We start from the raw sequence: 15,863 nt of genomic DNA, 5'->3' as shown, positions 1-15,863 counted from the left end.
GTATACACGGGCTGAGCAAAGAAGAGTTTAGGAAAAAATATGTCATTGAATGAACGAGTAGCACAAAGTTACTTAGCGAGTTTACAGCGTCATGTCGACGTGTTCGAAACTATGGCTAACTACCATCAAGAATGTATAGCATTACTAGAAGCATGCCAGAGTACATTGGCAGCCGGAGGAAAGGTTATATGGTTTGGTAATGGTGGTAGCGCTGCGGATGCACAGCACCTGGCGGCGGAGTTTGTCGTGCGTTATAAACTTGAGCGTGGACCTTTAGCATCAATTGCCTTAACTACAGATACGTCTATTCTTACCGCACATAGTAATGACTACCATTTTGACTCGGTATTTGAGCGTCAGGTACAAGCATTGTGTAAGCCGGAAGATATGGTGATTGGCTTAACCACTTCAGGCACCAGTCCAAATATTAATTTAGCGCTACAAGCGGCCAATGATATAGGTGCTTATACTGTTGCGCTAACCGGTCGAACCGGTGGCAAAGTGAAGGATATCGCTAAGTTACCTATCATTATCACTAATGATGAAACTGCACGTATTCAAGAGGCACATATGTTCATTGGTCATTGGCTGTGTGAAGCTGTAGATATGCTAGTTGAAGCGGAGCAACAAGCATGAACCTAGCGGCACTACAACAACTTAACCAAGCCAGCGTGTTAGTCGTAGGCGATGTGATGCTTGACCGTTATTGGCATGGAGATACAGGCCGAATATCTCCTGAAGCACCGGTACCGGTGGTTAAAGTGAGTGCGTTGGAAGATAAGGCGGGCGGCGCTGCAAACGTTGCGAAAAATATCGCCCACCTTGATGGCAAGGTTGGATTACTTGGACTCATTGGTGAAGATGACAATGGTAAGACGCTAGAAGCTATTCTAAAACAGGACAACATAGCATCGAGTTTGGTCAGTGTGATTGAGTGTCCAACGATTGCCAAAATGCGCGTGATTAGCCGTCATCAACAGGTGGTGAGACTAGATTTGGAAGAACCTTTTCAGTTGTCACATAGCCAATTATTGCTTGCGCGCTTAAAACAAGAAATCGACAACTACGACTTCGTTCTGTTCAGTGATTATAACAAAGGCGCATTATCCGCTATTTCAGAGATGATAGCAGTAGCAAAAGCTGCAGGTAAAACTGTGCTTATTGATCCCAAAAATAGTGACTTAAGCCTATATCAAGGCGCTGACTTTATAACACCCAATTTAAACGAATTTAAGTTAGCTGGCGGCGATGCAAGCTCAGAAGATGCATTAACCTCAAGTGCCCGTAAGTTGCTTAAAACGGCTGGGATTGGTGCGATGTTACTGACGCGTTCAGAGCAGGGCATGTCTTTGATCACAGCAACGCAGAAGCATGACTTTCCAGCTCAAGTGCAAGAAGTAAGTGATGTAACGGGCGCGGGTGACACGGTGATCGCCACACTCACGACTATGCTTGGGGCTGGTATGCCAGCTAAAGATGCGGTAGAAGTGGCGAATATTGCAGCGGGGATTGCCGTGAGTAAGCTTGGGGCTGCGACAGTGTCACCAGAAGAGCTAAGCCGCAAGCTAGGTCAATATCTACGCGAAACAGGCGAACATTACCAAACACCATTTGAGGAAGTGTTGAAGCATATTTCTTTTGCGAAACAAAATGGTGAAACGATTGTTTTCACCAATGGTTGCTTTGATATTCTCCATGCCGGACACGTTCGTTACTTAGCACAAGCAAAAGCAATGGGTGACAGATTGGTTGTCGGTCTGAATAACGATGAGTCTATAGCTCGTCTAAAAGGGCCTGAGCGTCCAATAAACCCGCTACAGGAGCGCGCTATGGTGCTGTCAGCCCTCGCCTCGGTAGATTGGGTTATCCCATTTGGCAGTATCGAAGAAAATGATACGCCAGCTAAGCTCATAGAGATGATCAGTCCCGACATTTTAGTCAAAGGGGGTGATTACAAAGTAGAAGATATTGCAGGAGCTGGGCATGTTCTTAATCAAGGCGGTAAAGTCGAGGTGTTGCCATTTCTGGATGGATGCTCGACTTCGAACGTGATTAAAAAAGCACAGCTGCAAAAAAGTTAAACTGACGTGCGGTACGCTTGAAGCAGTGCTTGCCACTGATTATCGTCAAAATGAAAGGTCGGCCATTTGCCGGCCTCTTTTTTAAAAGAGCGCTGCAAGCGTTCGATATTTGCCTGTTGCCATGGCGTTGCCGGTGCCAGAATTTTACCTTTATCAAAGTCAATGAGAAAGACTTCGCCATCACCGCTAAACAAAATATTGTTGATATTTAAATCATCATGGTACGCACCTGCTTGATGAAATTTAGCGATTGTTTGACCTATTTTCTCTAATTCGATGTTTTGAAGAGCGCGGGATTGTAGAATTTCACAAACACTAATCGCATCTTCTACCGCTTCAGTGATGATATCTCCACGGTAAACACCAAACCTAGCTGAGACTCTAGCTGCGATTGGTGCGGGCACAGGTAAGTCCTGTTGTTTTAGGTGCTCAAGTAATTCAAACTCTTGATATACTCGGGTATCTTTCAAACCAAAAAACAAATACTGGTCGCTTAGTAATTTACCAATTAAGCCACCACGATAATAATGCTTGAGCACGACAACCTTATCATGAAGTTTTACAAACCAAGCGGTCGCTCTACCTTGTTTAGAGCCGACAATCGCATTATTTTTTTGCCAATATTCCGGTTCAAACATTTCTGCTGACACCGTCAACGCAGAGTGAGTGGGGGTAAGTAAAAAATAATGTGATTGCTTAGAGATTTGCACAGTGTCAGAGTTCTTGGTGACTAATTGTTTTATTCTAACGACTTTTCTCGGTCAGTGAAACTTGCAAACTTGTTTGATTAATTTAAGATCAAGCGCCTATAACTTTCCATGAGAGCAAATATTTTGAGCAACTCCTTATCCTCTATTTGTATTTTGCGACTGTCAGCGATTGGTGATGTTTGCCATGCTGTTAGCGCGGTGCAAGCAATTCAACGAGCGCACCCACAGGCTAAAATTACCTGGGTAATAGGAAAGGTAGAAGCCATGTTGCTAGCCGGTTTACCTGGTGTTGAGTTGGTGGTATTTGACAAAAAACAGGGGAAAGCTGCGCTCAAAGCTTTGAAAGCGAAGTTTAAAGGACAAAAATTTGATGTTTTGCTACATATGCAAGTTGCATTAAGAGCGAACCTCGTTGCTCGTGTTATCCCTGCAAAGCAAAAAATTGGATTTGATAAGGGGCGCTCAAAAGAGCTTCATAGTTTGTTTATTAATAAACGTATCGCTGCACAACAGTCGCCTCATGTGTTAGAGGGCTTTCAAAATTTTGCTCGTGCAATCGGTGCTGAGTGCGCGAAACCAAGCTGGAATATGCCTGTCACCGATGATCATAAAGCGTCTGCCAAAGCATTACTGCCAGAGGGGAAAATCTTTGTTATTTCACCTGCAGCGAGTAAAGCCGAGCGCAACTGGTTACCTGAACGGTATGCTGCGCTTGCAGATCATGCAATGAAAAGCGGCTTCAACGTCGTTATAACTGGTGGGCCTACCGAGCTGGAACAGAACTTAGCAGCTGACATTCAAAAGCATACTCAATCTGCACTGTTAAATCTTGTTGGGAAAACAGACTTAAAAACGCTCTTATGTATACTTGATCAAGCCGATGTAGTGTTAGCGCCAGATACAGGCCCTGCACATATGGCTGTGACTGTAAATACTCCCGTTATTGGTTTGTATGCACATTCAAACCCCAAGCGAACAGGCCCTTACTTGTACCAAGATTATGTGGTTGAGGTTTATCACAAAAACTTAGTGGCGCAAAAAGGGAAAACTGCTGATGAATTACCTTGGGGGACTCGTGTAAAAGGGCGCGAGTTAATGTCGCAGATAGAAGTGGCAGACGTTATCGCAATGTTCGACCGCGTGGTTAAAGAGCAGGAGCTTAATTCATAATGCACAAAGCAATCTTTTTAGATAGAGACGGTGTGATTAACAAAGATCATGCGTATGTGCATCAAATCGCCGATTTTGAATTTATCGATGGAGTATTCGATGCGTGCAAACAGTTTGTTCAAGCCGGTTATAAAATCGTAGTAGTGACCAACCAGTCGGGTATTGGCAGAGGTTATTATGATGAAGCACAGTTTCACCTATTAAGTGATTGGATGTGTGCACAATTTATGGCTCGTGGTATAGAAATCACAGGGGTGTACTTTTGCCCTCATCACCCTGAGAAAGCCAACGCACCTTATAACGTTGAGTGTAGTTGCAGGAAGCCAGAGCCTGGGATGTTGCATCAAGCGATTGCAGAGCATAATTTAGATCCAGCACAAAGTATCATGGTAGGAGATAAAGTTTCAGATATTCAAGCTGCCCATGCTGCTGGGCTGGCTACCACAGTGTTAGTCGAATCAGGACAGCGCTTCACTGATACGCAAAAACAGTTAGCTGATTATGTGTGCAAATCGTTGGGATCAGTGCCGCAAGCATTATCTATCTTATAGTAAAGAAACTTTGCTGCTAACCGTCGCAAATCGTGCATTTATTGTGTGAACCTTTTAAAATACAGGTATCTTTTGAGTAGCTGCCATACACTGGCTGCTGCTTGCCAAAAACTTGAAGGCGTTAATAACAGCATTCAAGCGTAAATTTCTGATAGTTAAGCACTATTCTGTACAAGCAGTATACAATTGACTATCACCGTGCAAATAATGGAGACTCCCAGATGAGAGCATCGGCCTTCTACAGCCAGCTTCAGCAACAAATTGAAGAAGTAAAAGCTGAAGGATTATATAAAAAAGAGCGTGTTATTACTTCACAGCAACAAGCTGAGATCGCGGTATCTACAGGCGAAAGTGTTATTAACTTTTGTGCAAATAATTACCTTGGCCTAGCTAACCACCCAGAGCTTATCAAAGCGGCACAACACGGCCTAGAAGATCATGGTTTTGGTGTTGCTTCTGTGCGCTTTATCTGTGGTACACAAGATATTCATAAAACGCTTGAAGCGAAGATCAGCGAATTTCTAAAAACAGAAGACACGATCCTTTATTCTTCATGTTTTGACGCCAATGCGGGTTTATTTGAAACCATCTTAGGCCCTGAAGACGCTATTATTTCAGATTCACTGAATCATGCCTCAATCATTGATGGTGTTCGCCTTTGTAAAGCTAAACGCTTCCGCTACGCTAATAATGATATGGCAGATTTAGAGCAGCAACTTATTGCTGCGGATGCTGCTGGTGCAAAAACGAAACTCATCGCGACAGATGGTGTTTTTTCAATGGATGGGGTTATCTGTGATTTAGAAGCTGTTTGTGACTTAGCTGATAAATACAATGCACTTGTGATGGTTGATGACTCGCATGCTGTCGGTTTTGTAGGTGAAAATGGTCGTGGTACTCCTGAGTACTGTGGTGTTCTAGACCGAGTAGATATTATTACTGGAACACTTGGTAAAGCGCTTGGTGGCGCGTCTGGCGGTTACACCTCAGGTAAAAAAGAAATCGTAGAGTGGCTACGTCAACGCTCACGTCCTTATTTATTCTCAAACTCTTTAGCTCCTTCAATCGTTACCGCTTCAATCAAAGTATTAGATATGATGAAAGAGGGCGACGCTCTGCGTGCTAAACTCTGGGATAATGCCGCTTACTTCCGCACCAAAATGGAAGCTGCTGGGTTCACTTGTGCAGGTAAGGATCATGCCATTATTCCAGTTATGCTAGGAGATGCAAAAGTAGCGTCAGAAATGGCTGACAGATTATTAAATGAAGGTATTTATGTTATCGGGTTTTCGTATCCAGTAGTACCTAAAGGTCAGGCAAGGATCCGTACACAAATTTCAGCTGCACACACCACTGAGCAGCTAAACAAAGCAATCGAAGCCTTCACCCGTATCGGTAAAGACTTAGGCGTAATTTAATTTTGCACCCAGTTTTTAATTGGGGCAGCTAACGAGCGAATACTATGAAAGCATTATCCAAGTTGAAAGCAGAAGAAGGAATTTGGATGACGGATGTGCCAAAACCAGAAGTTGGGCACAATGATCTTTTGATCAAAATCCGTAAAACGGCCATTTGTGGTACCGATGTACACATCTATAAGTGGGATGAGTGGGCGCAAAATACGATTCCAACTCCAATGGTAGTTGGTCATGAATATGTTGGTGAAGTCGTCGATATGGGACAAGAAGTGCGAGGTTTTAGCATTGGCGACCGGGTATCTGGCGAAGGCCATATTACCTGTGGCCATTGTCGCAACTGTCGTGCAGGACGTGTACACCTATGCCGAAATACTATTGGGGTAGGCGTAAACCGCGAAGGGTCATTTGCGGAGTATCTCGTTATTCCTGCTTATAATGCGTTTAAAATCCCAGACAATATCTCTGACGAGCTAGCGTCTATCTTTGACCCATTCGGTAATGCAGTACACACGGCATTGTCATTTGACTTAGTGGGTGAAGACGTATTAATTACAGGTGCTGGCCCAATAGGAATTATGGCCGCCGCGGTTGCTAAACATGTTGGCGCGCGTCATGTGGTGATCACCGATGTAAACGAATACCGCCTTGAGCTTGCAACTAAGATGGGAGCGACAAGGGCAGTAAATGTTGCCAATGAAAGCTTAGAGACAGTAATGAAAGACCTTGGTATGACCGAGGGCTTTGATGTGGGTCTTGAAATGTCGGGGGTGCCTTCTGCTTTTAAAGGTATGCTAAATAGCATGAACCACGGTGGTAAAATTGCCATGTTAGGTATTCCACCTTCGGATATGGCTGTAGATTGGAATCAAGTGATTTTCAAAGGCTTGGTTATCAAGGGTATCTATGGTCGTGAAATGTTCGAAACTTGGTATAAAATGGCAAGTTTGATCCAATCTGGCTTGAACCTTGACCCAATTATCACACATCAATTCCACATTGATGAATACCAAACAGGCTTTGATACGATGATTTCTGGCCAATCGGGTAAAGTTATTTTGAACTGGGATTAGGGTCTGTTGACCTTTGCTCCCAGCATCAATGAGCAGTTATAATACAAAGACGGCTAAGCCCACATTGGGTTTAGTCGTCTTTTACTTTTTAGGTATTAAAATAGGTAGCACATGTCCTTTAAACATATTTCAGTAGCAGACACACATGCACTCTTAAGTAATGAAGAAGTGGTTATTGCAGATATACGCGATGAAAACACTTTTACTCAGGGGCATATTCCTGGCTCTGAGCATTTATCAAATGCCAACCTTGCACACTTTATGCAGGAAAAAGAGTTCGATCAGCCAATAATAGTGGTTTGTTACCATGGCATTTCATCACAAGGCGCTGCAAACTATTTGGTAGAACAAGGTTTTGAGGAAGTCTATAGCATGGACGGTGGCTTCACACAGTGGGCAAGTGAACTGCCTAACGAGATCGAAAAGTGAAATTAATTGCCCATTATCACAACCCTCGACTTGCTCAAGGGGCTGTTGACTATATAAAGACTCAGGGGATTGAGTGTATTTTACGTAGTCATGATGGGCAACAAGTTGAAGTGTGGCTTGAGCGTGGCGATGAGCAGCAAGCGATATATTTATGGCAGCAATTTATAGCCAACCCTGAGGCTAAACGGTATCAAGCCGCGTCTTGGCAAACGGGCAGTACTGCAGGGCTATTTAATTATCAAGGACAAAAGCTTAACCTAGTCCAGCGTTTTTTAACTCTGAACTGGTTACTTCAAGGGGTATTTGCTGTCAGTATCATAGTGTTCATCACTATGCTGTTTGGTGATGCTAACCATATCTTTTCATTATTTCGCTTTTCTTTGGATAAACCATGGGCTTGGATAACTCCTACGCTGATCCACTTTAGTGCAATACATCTCATTTTTAATTTAAGCTGGTGGTTACACCTTGGCGCTCAAGTTAGCAAACGTTTTGGACTTTGGTCTTTAATCTGTATTTATTTTGTGACAGGTACTACCAGTAACTTTATGCAGTTTGTATTTGTAGATGCTAACTTTGGTGGTTTAAGTGGTGTGGTTTATGGGTTACTAGGCTTTTGCTGGATTATTGGTCATAAAAACCCGCAACAACTACCATTAGTATCCAAACCAATTGTTGGTTTTATGCTGCTGTGGATGTTGTTTGGCTTCACCGATACATTTTTCATTAGTATGGCTAATTGGGCTCATTTGTTTGGTTTGTTATCAGGTATGTTTATTGCCGCGTGCTGGCCGAATAATCAAGATAAAAGGGAAGCATAAAAAGGTGCGGTCTTCTTGTGTTATGAGGGGCATGTAATAGCATTGAGCGTGTCTTACATGGAAGCGTTAATGCCGACGCTTCCTTATTGACTTTGTAGCTTATACCAATTTGACTTAATACTTGCTCAATTTAGAGGAGTAAATCTGACGCTAACAGTGTTAAAAATTTCACATTTAGGACAACTAAATTTTTGCCTAGTTATCGACAAGATTTTCCCGCCTCAAAATAGACCACTTAAGTAAGCAAATTGGTATTAAAATCAGTGATACAAGTACTTAGTAAATAGCACATCACGGACAATTTCTTGTCCAGTTTCTTCTTTTAATAGGGTTTTTAACTTTTCGGCACAACGCTTTCTGATTTCTTCTCGACCTGTTAATGATTTGACCGTTTCTTCATTCTCTTTACTTAATATTTGAACTATTGCATCTCTGAGTAGGGGGGTGTGGTGCTCAACAACTGCAATATTCGACACATCATTCAGCATCAGATCCACTGTAACACGAACATAGCCCAGCTTCTTATTAGATTGGCCGATATAGTTAGTAATAATATCTGGCTCAAACCCAAAATACCCAATATTCGAGTCCGCTTTAGCGGGGAAAGCCGCAGATAGTGCTAAGCATACAGTAAGTACAACAGCTAACAATCTCATATTTGGTTAGGTATCCTAGTGCAAATTACTTTTTACTTAGTTTATACATAATTGCGTTGCTTTTACAGCTGGCTTGTACACAAACATAAACTTTTTAGATAGCGCTCGCTCTGCTATGATGGCGGCGAATTTTTAAAATGGATATAGAACATTGCTTTTGCAATTACCTTTAGAACTTCCTTGGCATAAAAATACTCAGTTAGTGAATGTAGAGGCTGCATTGGCACCTTACTTATATGAAACCCATTCGCTTACTGCAAAGCTAAAAAGTAGCTGTGATAGCTTTTCTGTTTCAGTTTTGAGTGATGAATTAAAAGATGTGCCAGATACGTTGAAAGCTGATCTTTCAAGCGTCGCTTGGTGCCGTGAAGTCACACTTAATTGCAACGGTAGAGCGGCAATATATGGTCAAAGTTGGCTTAACGAACAAGCTTGTAATACTGGCGTCCACCTGATAGGAGATACCCCGTTGGGAGAAATCCTTTTCTCGGACTTAAACTGGCACAGAGGTGAACTTGAATACATACGACTTAGAGCATCTGAGTATTTATCACTGGCTGGCTTAATGGGAGCTTCGCTCTCTTCCCCAACCGAGCTTTTTGCCAGAAAGAGCTGGTTTAAAAATGGCAACGCCAAAATTCTAGTTTGCGAAGTGTTTATATCGGAAAGTTTTTATGATTAATAAACAAAAGTGGCAAGCGTACAGCCAGCTAATGCGCTTGGATAAACCCATTGGTACGCTCCTTTTACTATGGCCAACATTATGGTCGTTATGGTTTGCTGCCGAAGGTGTTCCTACGCTGTCTTTAATTGTGACTTTTGCACTCGGCGTTTTTATCATGCGTAGCGCCGGTTGCGTGATTAATGACTTTGCGGATCGCAAGGTGGATGGTGCGGTCAAGCGGACGTCACAAAGACCGCTTGCAACAGGCGCTGTCACAAGTAAAGAAGCGTTATCACTATTTTTTGTATTGATTGTGTTAGCTTTTGCACTTGTTTTATTGCTTAATTGGCAAACGGTCGCGCTATCTTTGGGTGCCTTAGCATTAGCGTCGGTTTATCCGCTGATGAAGCGCTATACAAATTTGCCACAATTTGTTCTCGGTGCTGCATTTAGTTGGGGGATCCCAATGACCTTCATGGCTGCTAATGAGCACGTCCCTGTGCTTGCTTGGATACTTTTCGCTGCTAACCTAATTTGGACTGTCGCGTATGACACTATGTATGCAATGGTAGATAGGGATGATGATGTAAAAATTGGCGTTAAGTCTACAGCTATTCTATTTGGTCAATGGGACAGACATATCATTGCTATGTTAAACGTACTTTTTATAGCAATAATGGCTGCGATTGGTTACGCATATGAATTGAATTACTTATTTTGGCTTGGTTTAAGCGTTGCTATCGCGTTGCTAATTAGGCAGCTATATGTGATAAGAAATCGAGAGCGTGATGCGTGTTTTTGGGCCTTTCTTAATAACAACTATGTTGGATTAGCTATTTTTGCAGGTGTCGTCTTTGGTTTTATGCCACTGTAGAGCGCTAATATGAGTGAGCAGTGGAAGGTAGGTTTTTACTAATGGCTATCTTTTCTCTGTCAGTTTTGGCGGGTAGGGCGTTGGCTCTTTGAAAGCATAAAGTGGGGGAGGTGGTTTCTTAAACACGCTTAACCTATACAAAGGGCAATTAAGGGCGAGCTTTAAACAAAGTAATTTGGCTCACCCTAGCTCAAGTATTCATTAGATTAAAAAACTTGAAATATGGATAGGTAATGCGCGTCTATCGCGTGACAGCTATAGATTGAGAAATCATCCAAGATGGACTTAAAAACAAGCTAGCCACCTCTTATTCAAGTTTAAGATTAAATACTTATTAGTAAGTGATTGTTTGCTTACTCTTTGAGGATGCAGCATCTTCAATCAATTCAAGCAAATGATTAATATGATCGTTGGTACCAATTTGGTGATTAGTTTGTACGATCAATTGCTCCCTATCTAATGCCTTATTTGTCTTCAGTAACACTAGATTTGGGTCTTGTGCTATCGATTTTGAATGTTCAATACTCGCGATAGCGAAACTATTGCTTGTTTTCAGGCCAGCAATAACTTGCTCAATACTACCTATTTTCACCCCAGTCGATTTATTCAGCGACTCAACAGCTTCATTTAGCATGCTTTGTACTTGTTTCGACTGAGAAAAACAGCCGTACATTGGATACTGAGTTAACTCTGCTTTACGAATACTATCTTGATTAGCAAGTGGATGACTTCTAGAAACAAATAGAACTAACTGATCTGGTAAATGTATGTCACTCACGATGCTGTTAGCGCTTTGAAGGTATACACTGATGTCAATTTCACCAAGTTGTAGCTTACGAGTGAGTTCTAGCTCGTCTTGCAATTGCATTTCAATTTTGACATTAGGGTATTGCGCTAGAAACTGACCACAAGAAACCGGGACAATACTGCTTGCTTGGTTTGTGTAACCAATAATTAACTTTTGGTTGTCACGACCAAATAAACTTTGCTTAATCGTTTTCTTGGTCAACTCCAATTCTGAAAGCGTCGTTTTACAATATTTTAAGAAGAGTTCACCTTGTTCGGTCAACTTGACGGAGCGAGTGGAGCGCTTCACAAGTTCACACCCTATCTCATCTTCAAGAGTTTGGATGCTCCTCGTTAAGGCTGAGGTACTGATCTGGGTTTGTTCCGCAGCTTGTCTAAAATGTCTTAAATTGCCTAATGCAACGAACTGCTCGAGTTGTTCAAATCTCATGTGAAATTCCTTTTAATTTCAACTAAAACACATTTATTACGTCTTTTCCCAATAATAATACACAAAACGGGAAAAGGAAAGTGAAGTTTTTACATTCTGATTACAAAGTTAGTCAGGATACCTATCACGTATCTCAATAAATTGTTCCAGATTATTTAGAAAAAGGTCAACCAACTTGGGATCAAATTGTTTTCCTTTTTCATTGTTGACTAACTCAATTATTTTCTCGAGCGGCCAAGCTGGCTTGTAGCAGCGTTCGCTGCCCAATGCATCAAACACATCAGCCAATGCCGTGATCCTGCCAACAATGTTAATTTGTTCACCTTTTAGCCCTTGTGGGTACCCAGAACCATCCCATTTTTCGTGATGCTGATGTGCAATTAGTGCACCACATTGCAAAATCTCATTTGTTGAATTTTTCAAGATTTCGTAGCCTTGCTGGGCGTGGGTCTGCATTATTAACCATTCTTCATCGGTAAGCTTTCCAGGTTTATTGAGTATGTGATCAGGTATGCTAATTTTACCAATGTCATGTAGGGGAGAGGCGAGTTTAATGATTTCAGCGTGGTAATGAGAGAGCCCATATAGCTGCCCCAACAACATACTATAATGTGCGACTCGTTTGACATGTGAGCCGGTTTCCTTAGAGCGCTTTTCCACTGCTTCGCCAAGAATATAAGAAAGCTCTTTTTGAGAATCTTTAACGGTCTCGCGCAATTTCAGATTGTCGTAAGCCAGTGCGATATTGTTAGCAAAGAACTCTAGTAACTGAAAGTCCATTGTATGTAAGTCACTTTCTTTACTCACATAAATCATTGTTTCGTTACCCTCTTGAGAGGGAAAGTAACCTATATATTCATTACGCGTTTTGAGTGAAGTTTTGTTGTTATGTATTTTTACAAAGAGCTTTTGTACATTATCAGGTATTGATCCATTGTGTGGTTCAACCCCCTCACCGGACGCGGCCAATAACTTAAATTTTGTCGGGGCATTCGCTTGGTGGTTAACGGCTGCGGCACAATAAATTTCTGAGTCTGATAATCCCATTACTGCGGATACATGAGATAATATGGTTGATGCAAAATCTTGAATATTGCTACACTGTAAAAAATTGGATGACGCATCAATAATGCGTTCAAGTCCCATTTTATGCTTTTCTATAGTTTGAATATCCCTATGTGCTCTTAAAGCAGAATAAAGTAGTGTTTTTAACTTAACAGCAGTTAGCTCGGTTTTATTTTTGTAGTCATTAATATCATAATCTCGGATCACTGACTCTTCAGGTGCTTCGCCAGGTTGCCCCGTCCGTAAAACGAGTCGGATATCAAAGTTCTCTAAGTCATTACGGATATACCTGATCAGGTCTAACCCGGCATGGTTGCTTTCCATCACAACATCTATCAGCCCTACTGAAATGTTTTGTTGTGATGCCAAAATTTCTTTTGCTTCTTGTGCAGAGTAAGCGTGATGAAAACGAAGTGCTTTATCTTCAAATTTAAAGCCAGATAATACTAACTTTGTGACTTGATGAATATCCTCTTCATCATCTACCACGAGTATATCCCAATAGGTATCGACGATATTGTTTGTAGGGCTTTCTGGCACTTCATCTGAGAACAAAAATCCGCTCACAGATTGCTCCTCTTTTTATGCTGACTCAACGTTAGTATAGTCGGCAGTATTGATGGTGCTAATCTTGTTGTGGCTTTTTCTCGATATTTCGCAATTCTAATTCTATTGCATCGCACGAGATATGGATCTCATATAGAGATAACAAAAGCGATAGCGTTAAACTGCAAAGGCTTGCTCCAAATAGCGTGACGCCCAGTAAAGACACCTCAAGAAATAGCGCAAACATTGATAGTGTACATAATAAAAATGCAATTACTCCCCAAACTTGCATGCGTCTTATCAGTCTTATTCGTTTTCTTAAATTTTCAATTTGTGCTTTTACTAAGGGTCTTATGGTATCGCCTTCTCTGGCATTTAATTCTCTAATAAGCTGTGCTAGTACTAAAAACCGGTTGGTGTAAGCAAGCAGTAGTAGTGAAATGGCCGGAAATAACAAGCCAGGTGTGGTTAACGTCATAATAGTACTAATTTTGAATAACAGAGTAACTAAGTGTGATGATAATAAGCTATTTTATCAAGCAACAAATAAGTGGGGTGAGGTTTTAGTATGAGTATAGCGATATGAGCGTAGCATCTTTTCGTTGGCAGCAGGTGTATTCGACCACTGATTTTGTTGAAGCGCATTTGCTCAAAGGGATGTTAGAGCAAGCGAATATTCAAGTGCGCCTACAAGGTGAACATTTATCTGGCGCTATGGGGGAGATCCCCTTAGAGCAGGCTGCAATCAAGCTGCTTGTTTATGCAATAAAGTTACCCGAGGCTGAGAAATTATTGGTAAACTATAACAAATTACGTCGTCACAGTGCTGTGAAACAAGCCGACTGGCAGTGTCATCATAGTACTGAAATAAATGGACCGGCATTTGAATACTGCTGGCAATGTGGAAGTAAGCATGAGTAAAGCAAATAACTTTCAACGTATTAGAGAGTTAAATTATCTTCAAAAAGCAGTGTTAGGCGCTGCAATTATTGAGCGAATGTTGCCTAATTACTCGCTTTTTAGCGAAGCAACAGGCTTTGGCGATGAGCAAGTCTTACGAAATACGCTGAATTTGATCTGGGAAAAAATTCTGATCCCAAAAAGTAAAATCAGTTTGGAGAAGCTAGTCGAAAAGGTTGAGCCAAATGTACCTGAGCTGAGCGACTTTGATATGTTTGGTACCTATCCCGCGATTGATGTTGCGACAGCGCTGCTTGGCATGTTGCAAGGCTTAATGGCTAAAGATGAACACGAGTTTGTTAGTGTCGCTAAAATCTCACAAGCCACAGTAGCAAAATATATAGAGTTTATGTTGATGGCTGAGGATGTATTACCGACAAATGAATTGATACGCGAACATCCACAAATGCAATACGAAATTGAAATACTGGCAGAGCTTATTGAGCATGTAGAGAAAATGGGGCGAATTAGCAGCGATTCAGTGAAGTCATTGAAGGAATTAGCTCTTGCTGACGGACAAACTAATATAGGTTTGGAACTTGAGTAACTGATTTCGTATAATCAGCGATTGCAGTAAAGAGTTTGGAGAAAGTAACTTGCGTATTTTAGGTATAGAGTCCTCGTGTGATGAGACTGGTATTGCTATCTATGATGATGAGCAAGGGCTATTAGCACATCAATTATATTCTCAGGTGAAGGTGCATGCAGATTATGGTGGGGTGGTACCAGAGCTTGCTTCTCGCGATCACGTGCGCAAGACTATCCCGCTTATTGAAGCTGCTTTTGCAGAGGCAGGTTGTGGCCCTGAAGATCTAGATGGGATTGCTTATACCGCAGGTCCTGGTTTAGTCGGGGCATTGCTGGTGGGTACTTCAATCGGTCGCTCGTTAGCGTTTGGTTGGGGAGTACCAGCTGTTGCTGTTCATCATATGGAAGGTCATTTGCTGGCACCTATGCTTGAAGATGATAAGCCGGAGTTTCCGTTTGTTGCGCTACTTGTATCTGGTGGTCACACGATGATGGTTAAGGTGTCTGGTATTGGTGAATATGAAGTGCTTGGTGAGTCAGTGGATGATGCTGCTGGCGAAGCATTTGATAAAACAGCCAAATTACTGGGTCTTGATTATCCGGGCGGTCCTATGCTGGCTAAAATGGCGACGCAAGGTCAGCCGGGACGTTTTACCTTTCCAAAACCGATGACCGATAGACCCGGATTAGATTTTAGTTTTAGTGGCTTAAAAACAGCGGCTGCAAATACCATCCGTAACGAAGGAGATGATGAGCAAACCAAAGCGGATATTGCTCATGCCTTTCAGACCGCTGTGGTCGAGACGCTAGCGATAAAATGTAAGCGTGCTTTAAAAGAAACGGGCATTAAAAGCCTTGTGATTGCTGGTGGTGTTAGTGCTAACACCGAACTAAGACAAAAGCTTGAACGTATGATGCAGGGGATGAAAGGTCGTGTGTATTATCCTCGAACTGAGTTTTGCACAGACAACGGAGCTATGATTGCTTATGCTGGTATGCAGCGCTTAAAGGCCGGGCAGTATGCGCCGCTTGATATGAAAACTAAGCCACGTTGGCCTTTAGATAGCCTTGAAAAAGTGTAGG

18 protein-coding genes are annotated in these 15,863 nt (G+C 42.0%); 13 read left to right on the top strand and 5 right to left on the bottom strand.

Translation table 11 applies throughout. The annotated features are described in order from the left end of the window. Nucleotides 1-39 precede the first annotated feature (39 nt). Both J8Z24_RS13760 and hldE read left to right on the top strand, forming a co-directional pair. On the top strand, nucleotides 40-636 hold the full coding sequence (locus J8Z24_RS13760; RefSeq protein WP_128729999.1) for an SIS domain-containing protein: 597 nt from the start codon (nucleotides 40-42) through the stop codon (nucleotides 634-636). Continuing rightward, nucleotides 633-2,081 (top strand): bifunctional D-glycero-beta-D-manno-heptose-7-phosphate kinase/D-glycero-beta-D-manno-heptose 1-phosphate adenylyltransferase HldE, encoded by a 1,449-nt coding sequence (gene hldE, locus J8Z24_RS13755; RefSeq protein ID WP_147390358.1) that lies wholly within the window; start codon nucleotides 633-635, stop codon nucleotides 2,079-2,081. The genes J8Z24_RS13760 and hldE overlap by 4 nt, the downstream gene beginning before the upstream one ends. On the opposite strand, the gene J8Z24_RS13750 is transcribed toward hldE, so the two are convergent. Then, on the bottom strand, nucleotides 2,078-2,791 hold the full coding sequence (locus tag J8Z24_RS13750; protein WP_147390359.1) for a 3-deoxy-D-manno-octulosonic acid kinase: 714 nt from the start codon (nucleotides 2,789-2,791) through the stop codon (nucleotides 2,078-2,080). The genes hldE and J8Z24_RS13750 overlap by 4 nt on opposite strands. A 108-nt stretch (nucleotides 2,792-2,899) precedes the next feature. Here J8Z24_RS13750 and J8Z24_RS13745 point away from each other — a divergent pair, with 108 nt between their 5' ends. From J8Z24_RS13745 to glpG, 6 genes are all read left to right on the top strand, one after another. Then, entirely contained in the window at nucleotides 2,900-3,961 is a 1,062-nt protein-coding gene (locus J8Z24_RS13745; protein WP_147390360.1) for a glycosyltransferase family 9 protein, read from the top strand. Further along, nucleotides 3,961-4,512, top strand: coding sequence for a D-glycero-beta-D-manno-heptose 1,7-bisphosphate 7-phosphatase (gene gmhB / locus J8Z24_RS13740; RefSeq protein WP_128730004.1), 552 nt, complete (start codon nucleotides 3,961-3,963; stop codon nucleotides 4,510-4,512). The genes J8Z24_RS13745 and gmhB overlap by 1 nt, the downstream gene beginning before the upstream one ends. Before the next feature lie 221 nt (nucleotides 4,513-4,733). Continuing rightward, nucleotides 4,734-5,930: a glycine C-acetyltransferase gene (locus tag J8Z24_RS13735; RefSeq protein ID WP_147390361.1), complete on the top strand. Its 1,197-nt coding sequence runs from the start codon at nucleotides 4,734-4,736 to the stop codon at nucleotides 5,928-5,930. A gap of 44 nt (nucleotides 5,931-5,974) precedes the next feature. Continuing rightward, nucleotides 5,975-7,000, top strand: a complete 1,026-nt coding sequence (gene tdh, locus J8Z24_RS13730) for an L-threonine 3-dehydrogenase (protein WP_125253269.1) — start codon at nucleotides 5,975-5,977, stop codon at nucleotides 6,998-7,000. A 111-nt stretch (nucleotides 7,001-7,111) separates the two neighbouring features. Further along, complete coding sequence (glpE, locus tag J8Z24_RS13725; RefSeq protein ID WP_125253268.1) at nucleotides 7,112-7,429, top strand: thiosulfate sulfurtransferase GlpE; 318 nt, start codon at nucleotides 7,112-7,114, stop codon at nucleotides 7,427-7,429. Further along, nucleotides 7,426-8,250 carry a rhomboid family intramembrane serine protease GlpG gene (gene glpG / locus J8Z24_RS13720; protein WP_176033528.1) on the top strand — a complete coding sequence of 275 codons (825 nt, stop codon included), beginning with the start codon at nucleotides 7,426-7,428 and terminating at the stop codon, nucleotides 8,248-8,250. The genes glpE and glpG overlap by 4 nt, the downstream gene beginning before the upstream one ends. 260 nt (nucleotides 8,251-8,510) lie before the next feature. Here the strand turns inward: glpG and J8Z24_RS13715 are convergent, their stop codons facing one another. After that, nucleotides 8,511-8,906, bottom strand: a complete 396-nt coding sequence (locus J8Z24_RS13715; RefSeq protein WP_128730013.1) for a flagellar basal body-associated protein FliL — start codon at nucleotides 8,904-8,906, stop codon at nucleotides 8,511-8,513. Between the two features lie 157 nt (nucleotides 8,907-9,063). On the opposite strand from J8Z24_RS13715, the gene J8Z24_RS13710 reads away from it, so the two are divergent. Together J8Z24_RS13710 and ubiA are read left to right on the top strand one after the other, a co-directional pair. After that, on the top strand, nucleotides 9,064-9,588 hold the full coding sequence (locus tag J8Z24_RS13710) for a chorismate--pyruvate lyase family protein (RefSeq protein ID WP_241651564.1): 525 nt from the start codon (nucleotides 9,064-9,066) through the stop codon (nucleotides 9,586-9,588). Beyond that, complete coding sequence (ubiA, locus tag J8Z24_RS13705; RefSeq protein ID WP_252094866.1) at nucleotides 9,581-10,444, top strand: 4-hydroxybenzoate octaprenyltransferase; 864 nt, start codon at nucleotides 9,581-9,583, stop codon at nucleotides 10,442-10,444. Before J8Z24_RS13710 ends, ubiA begins: the two co-directional genes overlap by 8 nt. A 334-nt stretch (nucleotides 10,445-10,778) precedes the next feature. Here ubiA and J8Z24_RS13700 read toward each other — a convergent pair whose 3' ends face one another. From J8Z24_RS13700 to J8Z24_RS13690, 3 genes are all read right to left on the bottom strand, one after another. After that, the gene (locus tag J8Z24_RS13700) at nucleotides 10,779-11,681 is read right to left on the bottom strand and encodes a LysR family transcriptional regulator (RefSeq protein WP_128730016.1); all 903 of its coding nucleotides are present in this window, start codon (nucleotides 11,679-11,681) and stop codon (nucleotides 10,779-10,781) included. Between the two features lie 108 nt (nucleotides 11,682-11,789). Beyond that, entirely contained in the window at nucleotides 11,790-13,313 is a 1,524-nt protein-coding gene (locus J8Z24_RS13695) for a DUF3369 domain-containing protein (protein ID WP_176033527.1), read from the bottom strand. A gap of 58 nt (nucleotides 13,314-13,371) precedes the next feature. Further along, on the bottom strand, nucleotides 13,372-13,770 hold the full coding sequence (locus J8Z24_RS13690) for a DUF2721 domain-containing protein (RefSeq protein WP_125253261.1): 399 nt from the start codon (nucleotides 13,768-13,770) through the stop codon (nucleotides 13,372-13,374). A 104-nt stretch (nucleotides 13,771-13,874) separates the two neighbouring features. Between J8Z24_RS13690 and J8Z24_RS13685 the strand changes: the two genes are divergently transcribed. From J8Z24_RS13685 to tsaD, 3 genes are read left to right on the top strand one after another with little or no spacing between them, the layout of a single operon-like run. Then, entirely contained in the window at nucleotides 13,875-14,213 is a 339-nt protein-coding gene (locus tag J8Z24_RS13685; protein ID WP_176033526.1) for a putative signal transducing protein, read from the top strand. Further along, nucleotides 14,206-14,799 carry a YjaG family protein gene (locus tag J8Z24_RS13680; protein ID WP_125253259.1) on the top strand — a complete coding sequence of 198 codons (594 nt, stop codon included), beginning with the start codon at nucleotides 14,206-14,208 and terminating at the stop codon, nucleotides 14,797-14,799. Before J8Z24_RS13685 ends, J8Z24_RS13680 begins: the two co-directional genes overlap by 8 nt. Before the next feature lie 49 nt (nucleotides 14,800-14,848). Further along, nucleotides 14,849-15,862: a tRNA (adenosine(37)-N6)-threonylcarbamoyltransferase complex transferase subunit TsaD gene (gene tsaD, locus J8Z24_RS13675; RefSeq protein ID WP_147390896.1), complete on the top strand. Its 1,014-nt coding sequence runs from the start codon at nucleotides 14,849-14,851 to the stop codon at nucleotides 15,860-15,862. The last annotated feature ends 1 nt before the right edge of the window (nucleotide 15,863 follow it).

The organism is Pseudoalteromonas sp. SCSIO 43201, assembly GCF_023716725.1.
GTDB lineage: Bacteria > Pseudomonadota > Gammaproteobacteria > Enterobacterales > Alteromonadaceae > Pseudoalteromonas > Pseudoalteromonas peptidolytica.
Note: the sequence above shows the minus strand (reverse complement) of the source record. Positions and strands in the feature narration are given on the sequence as shown.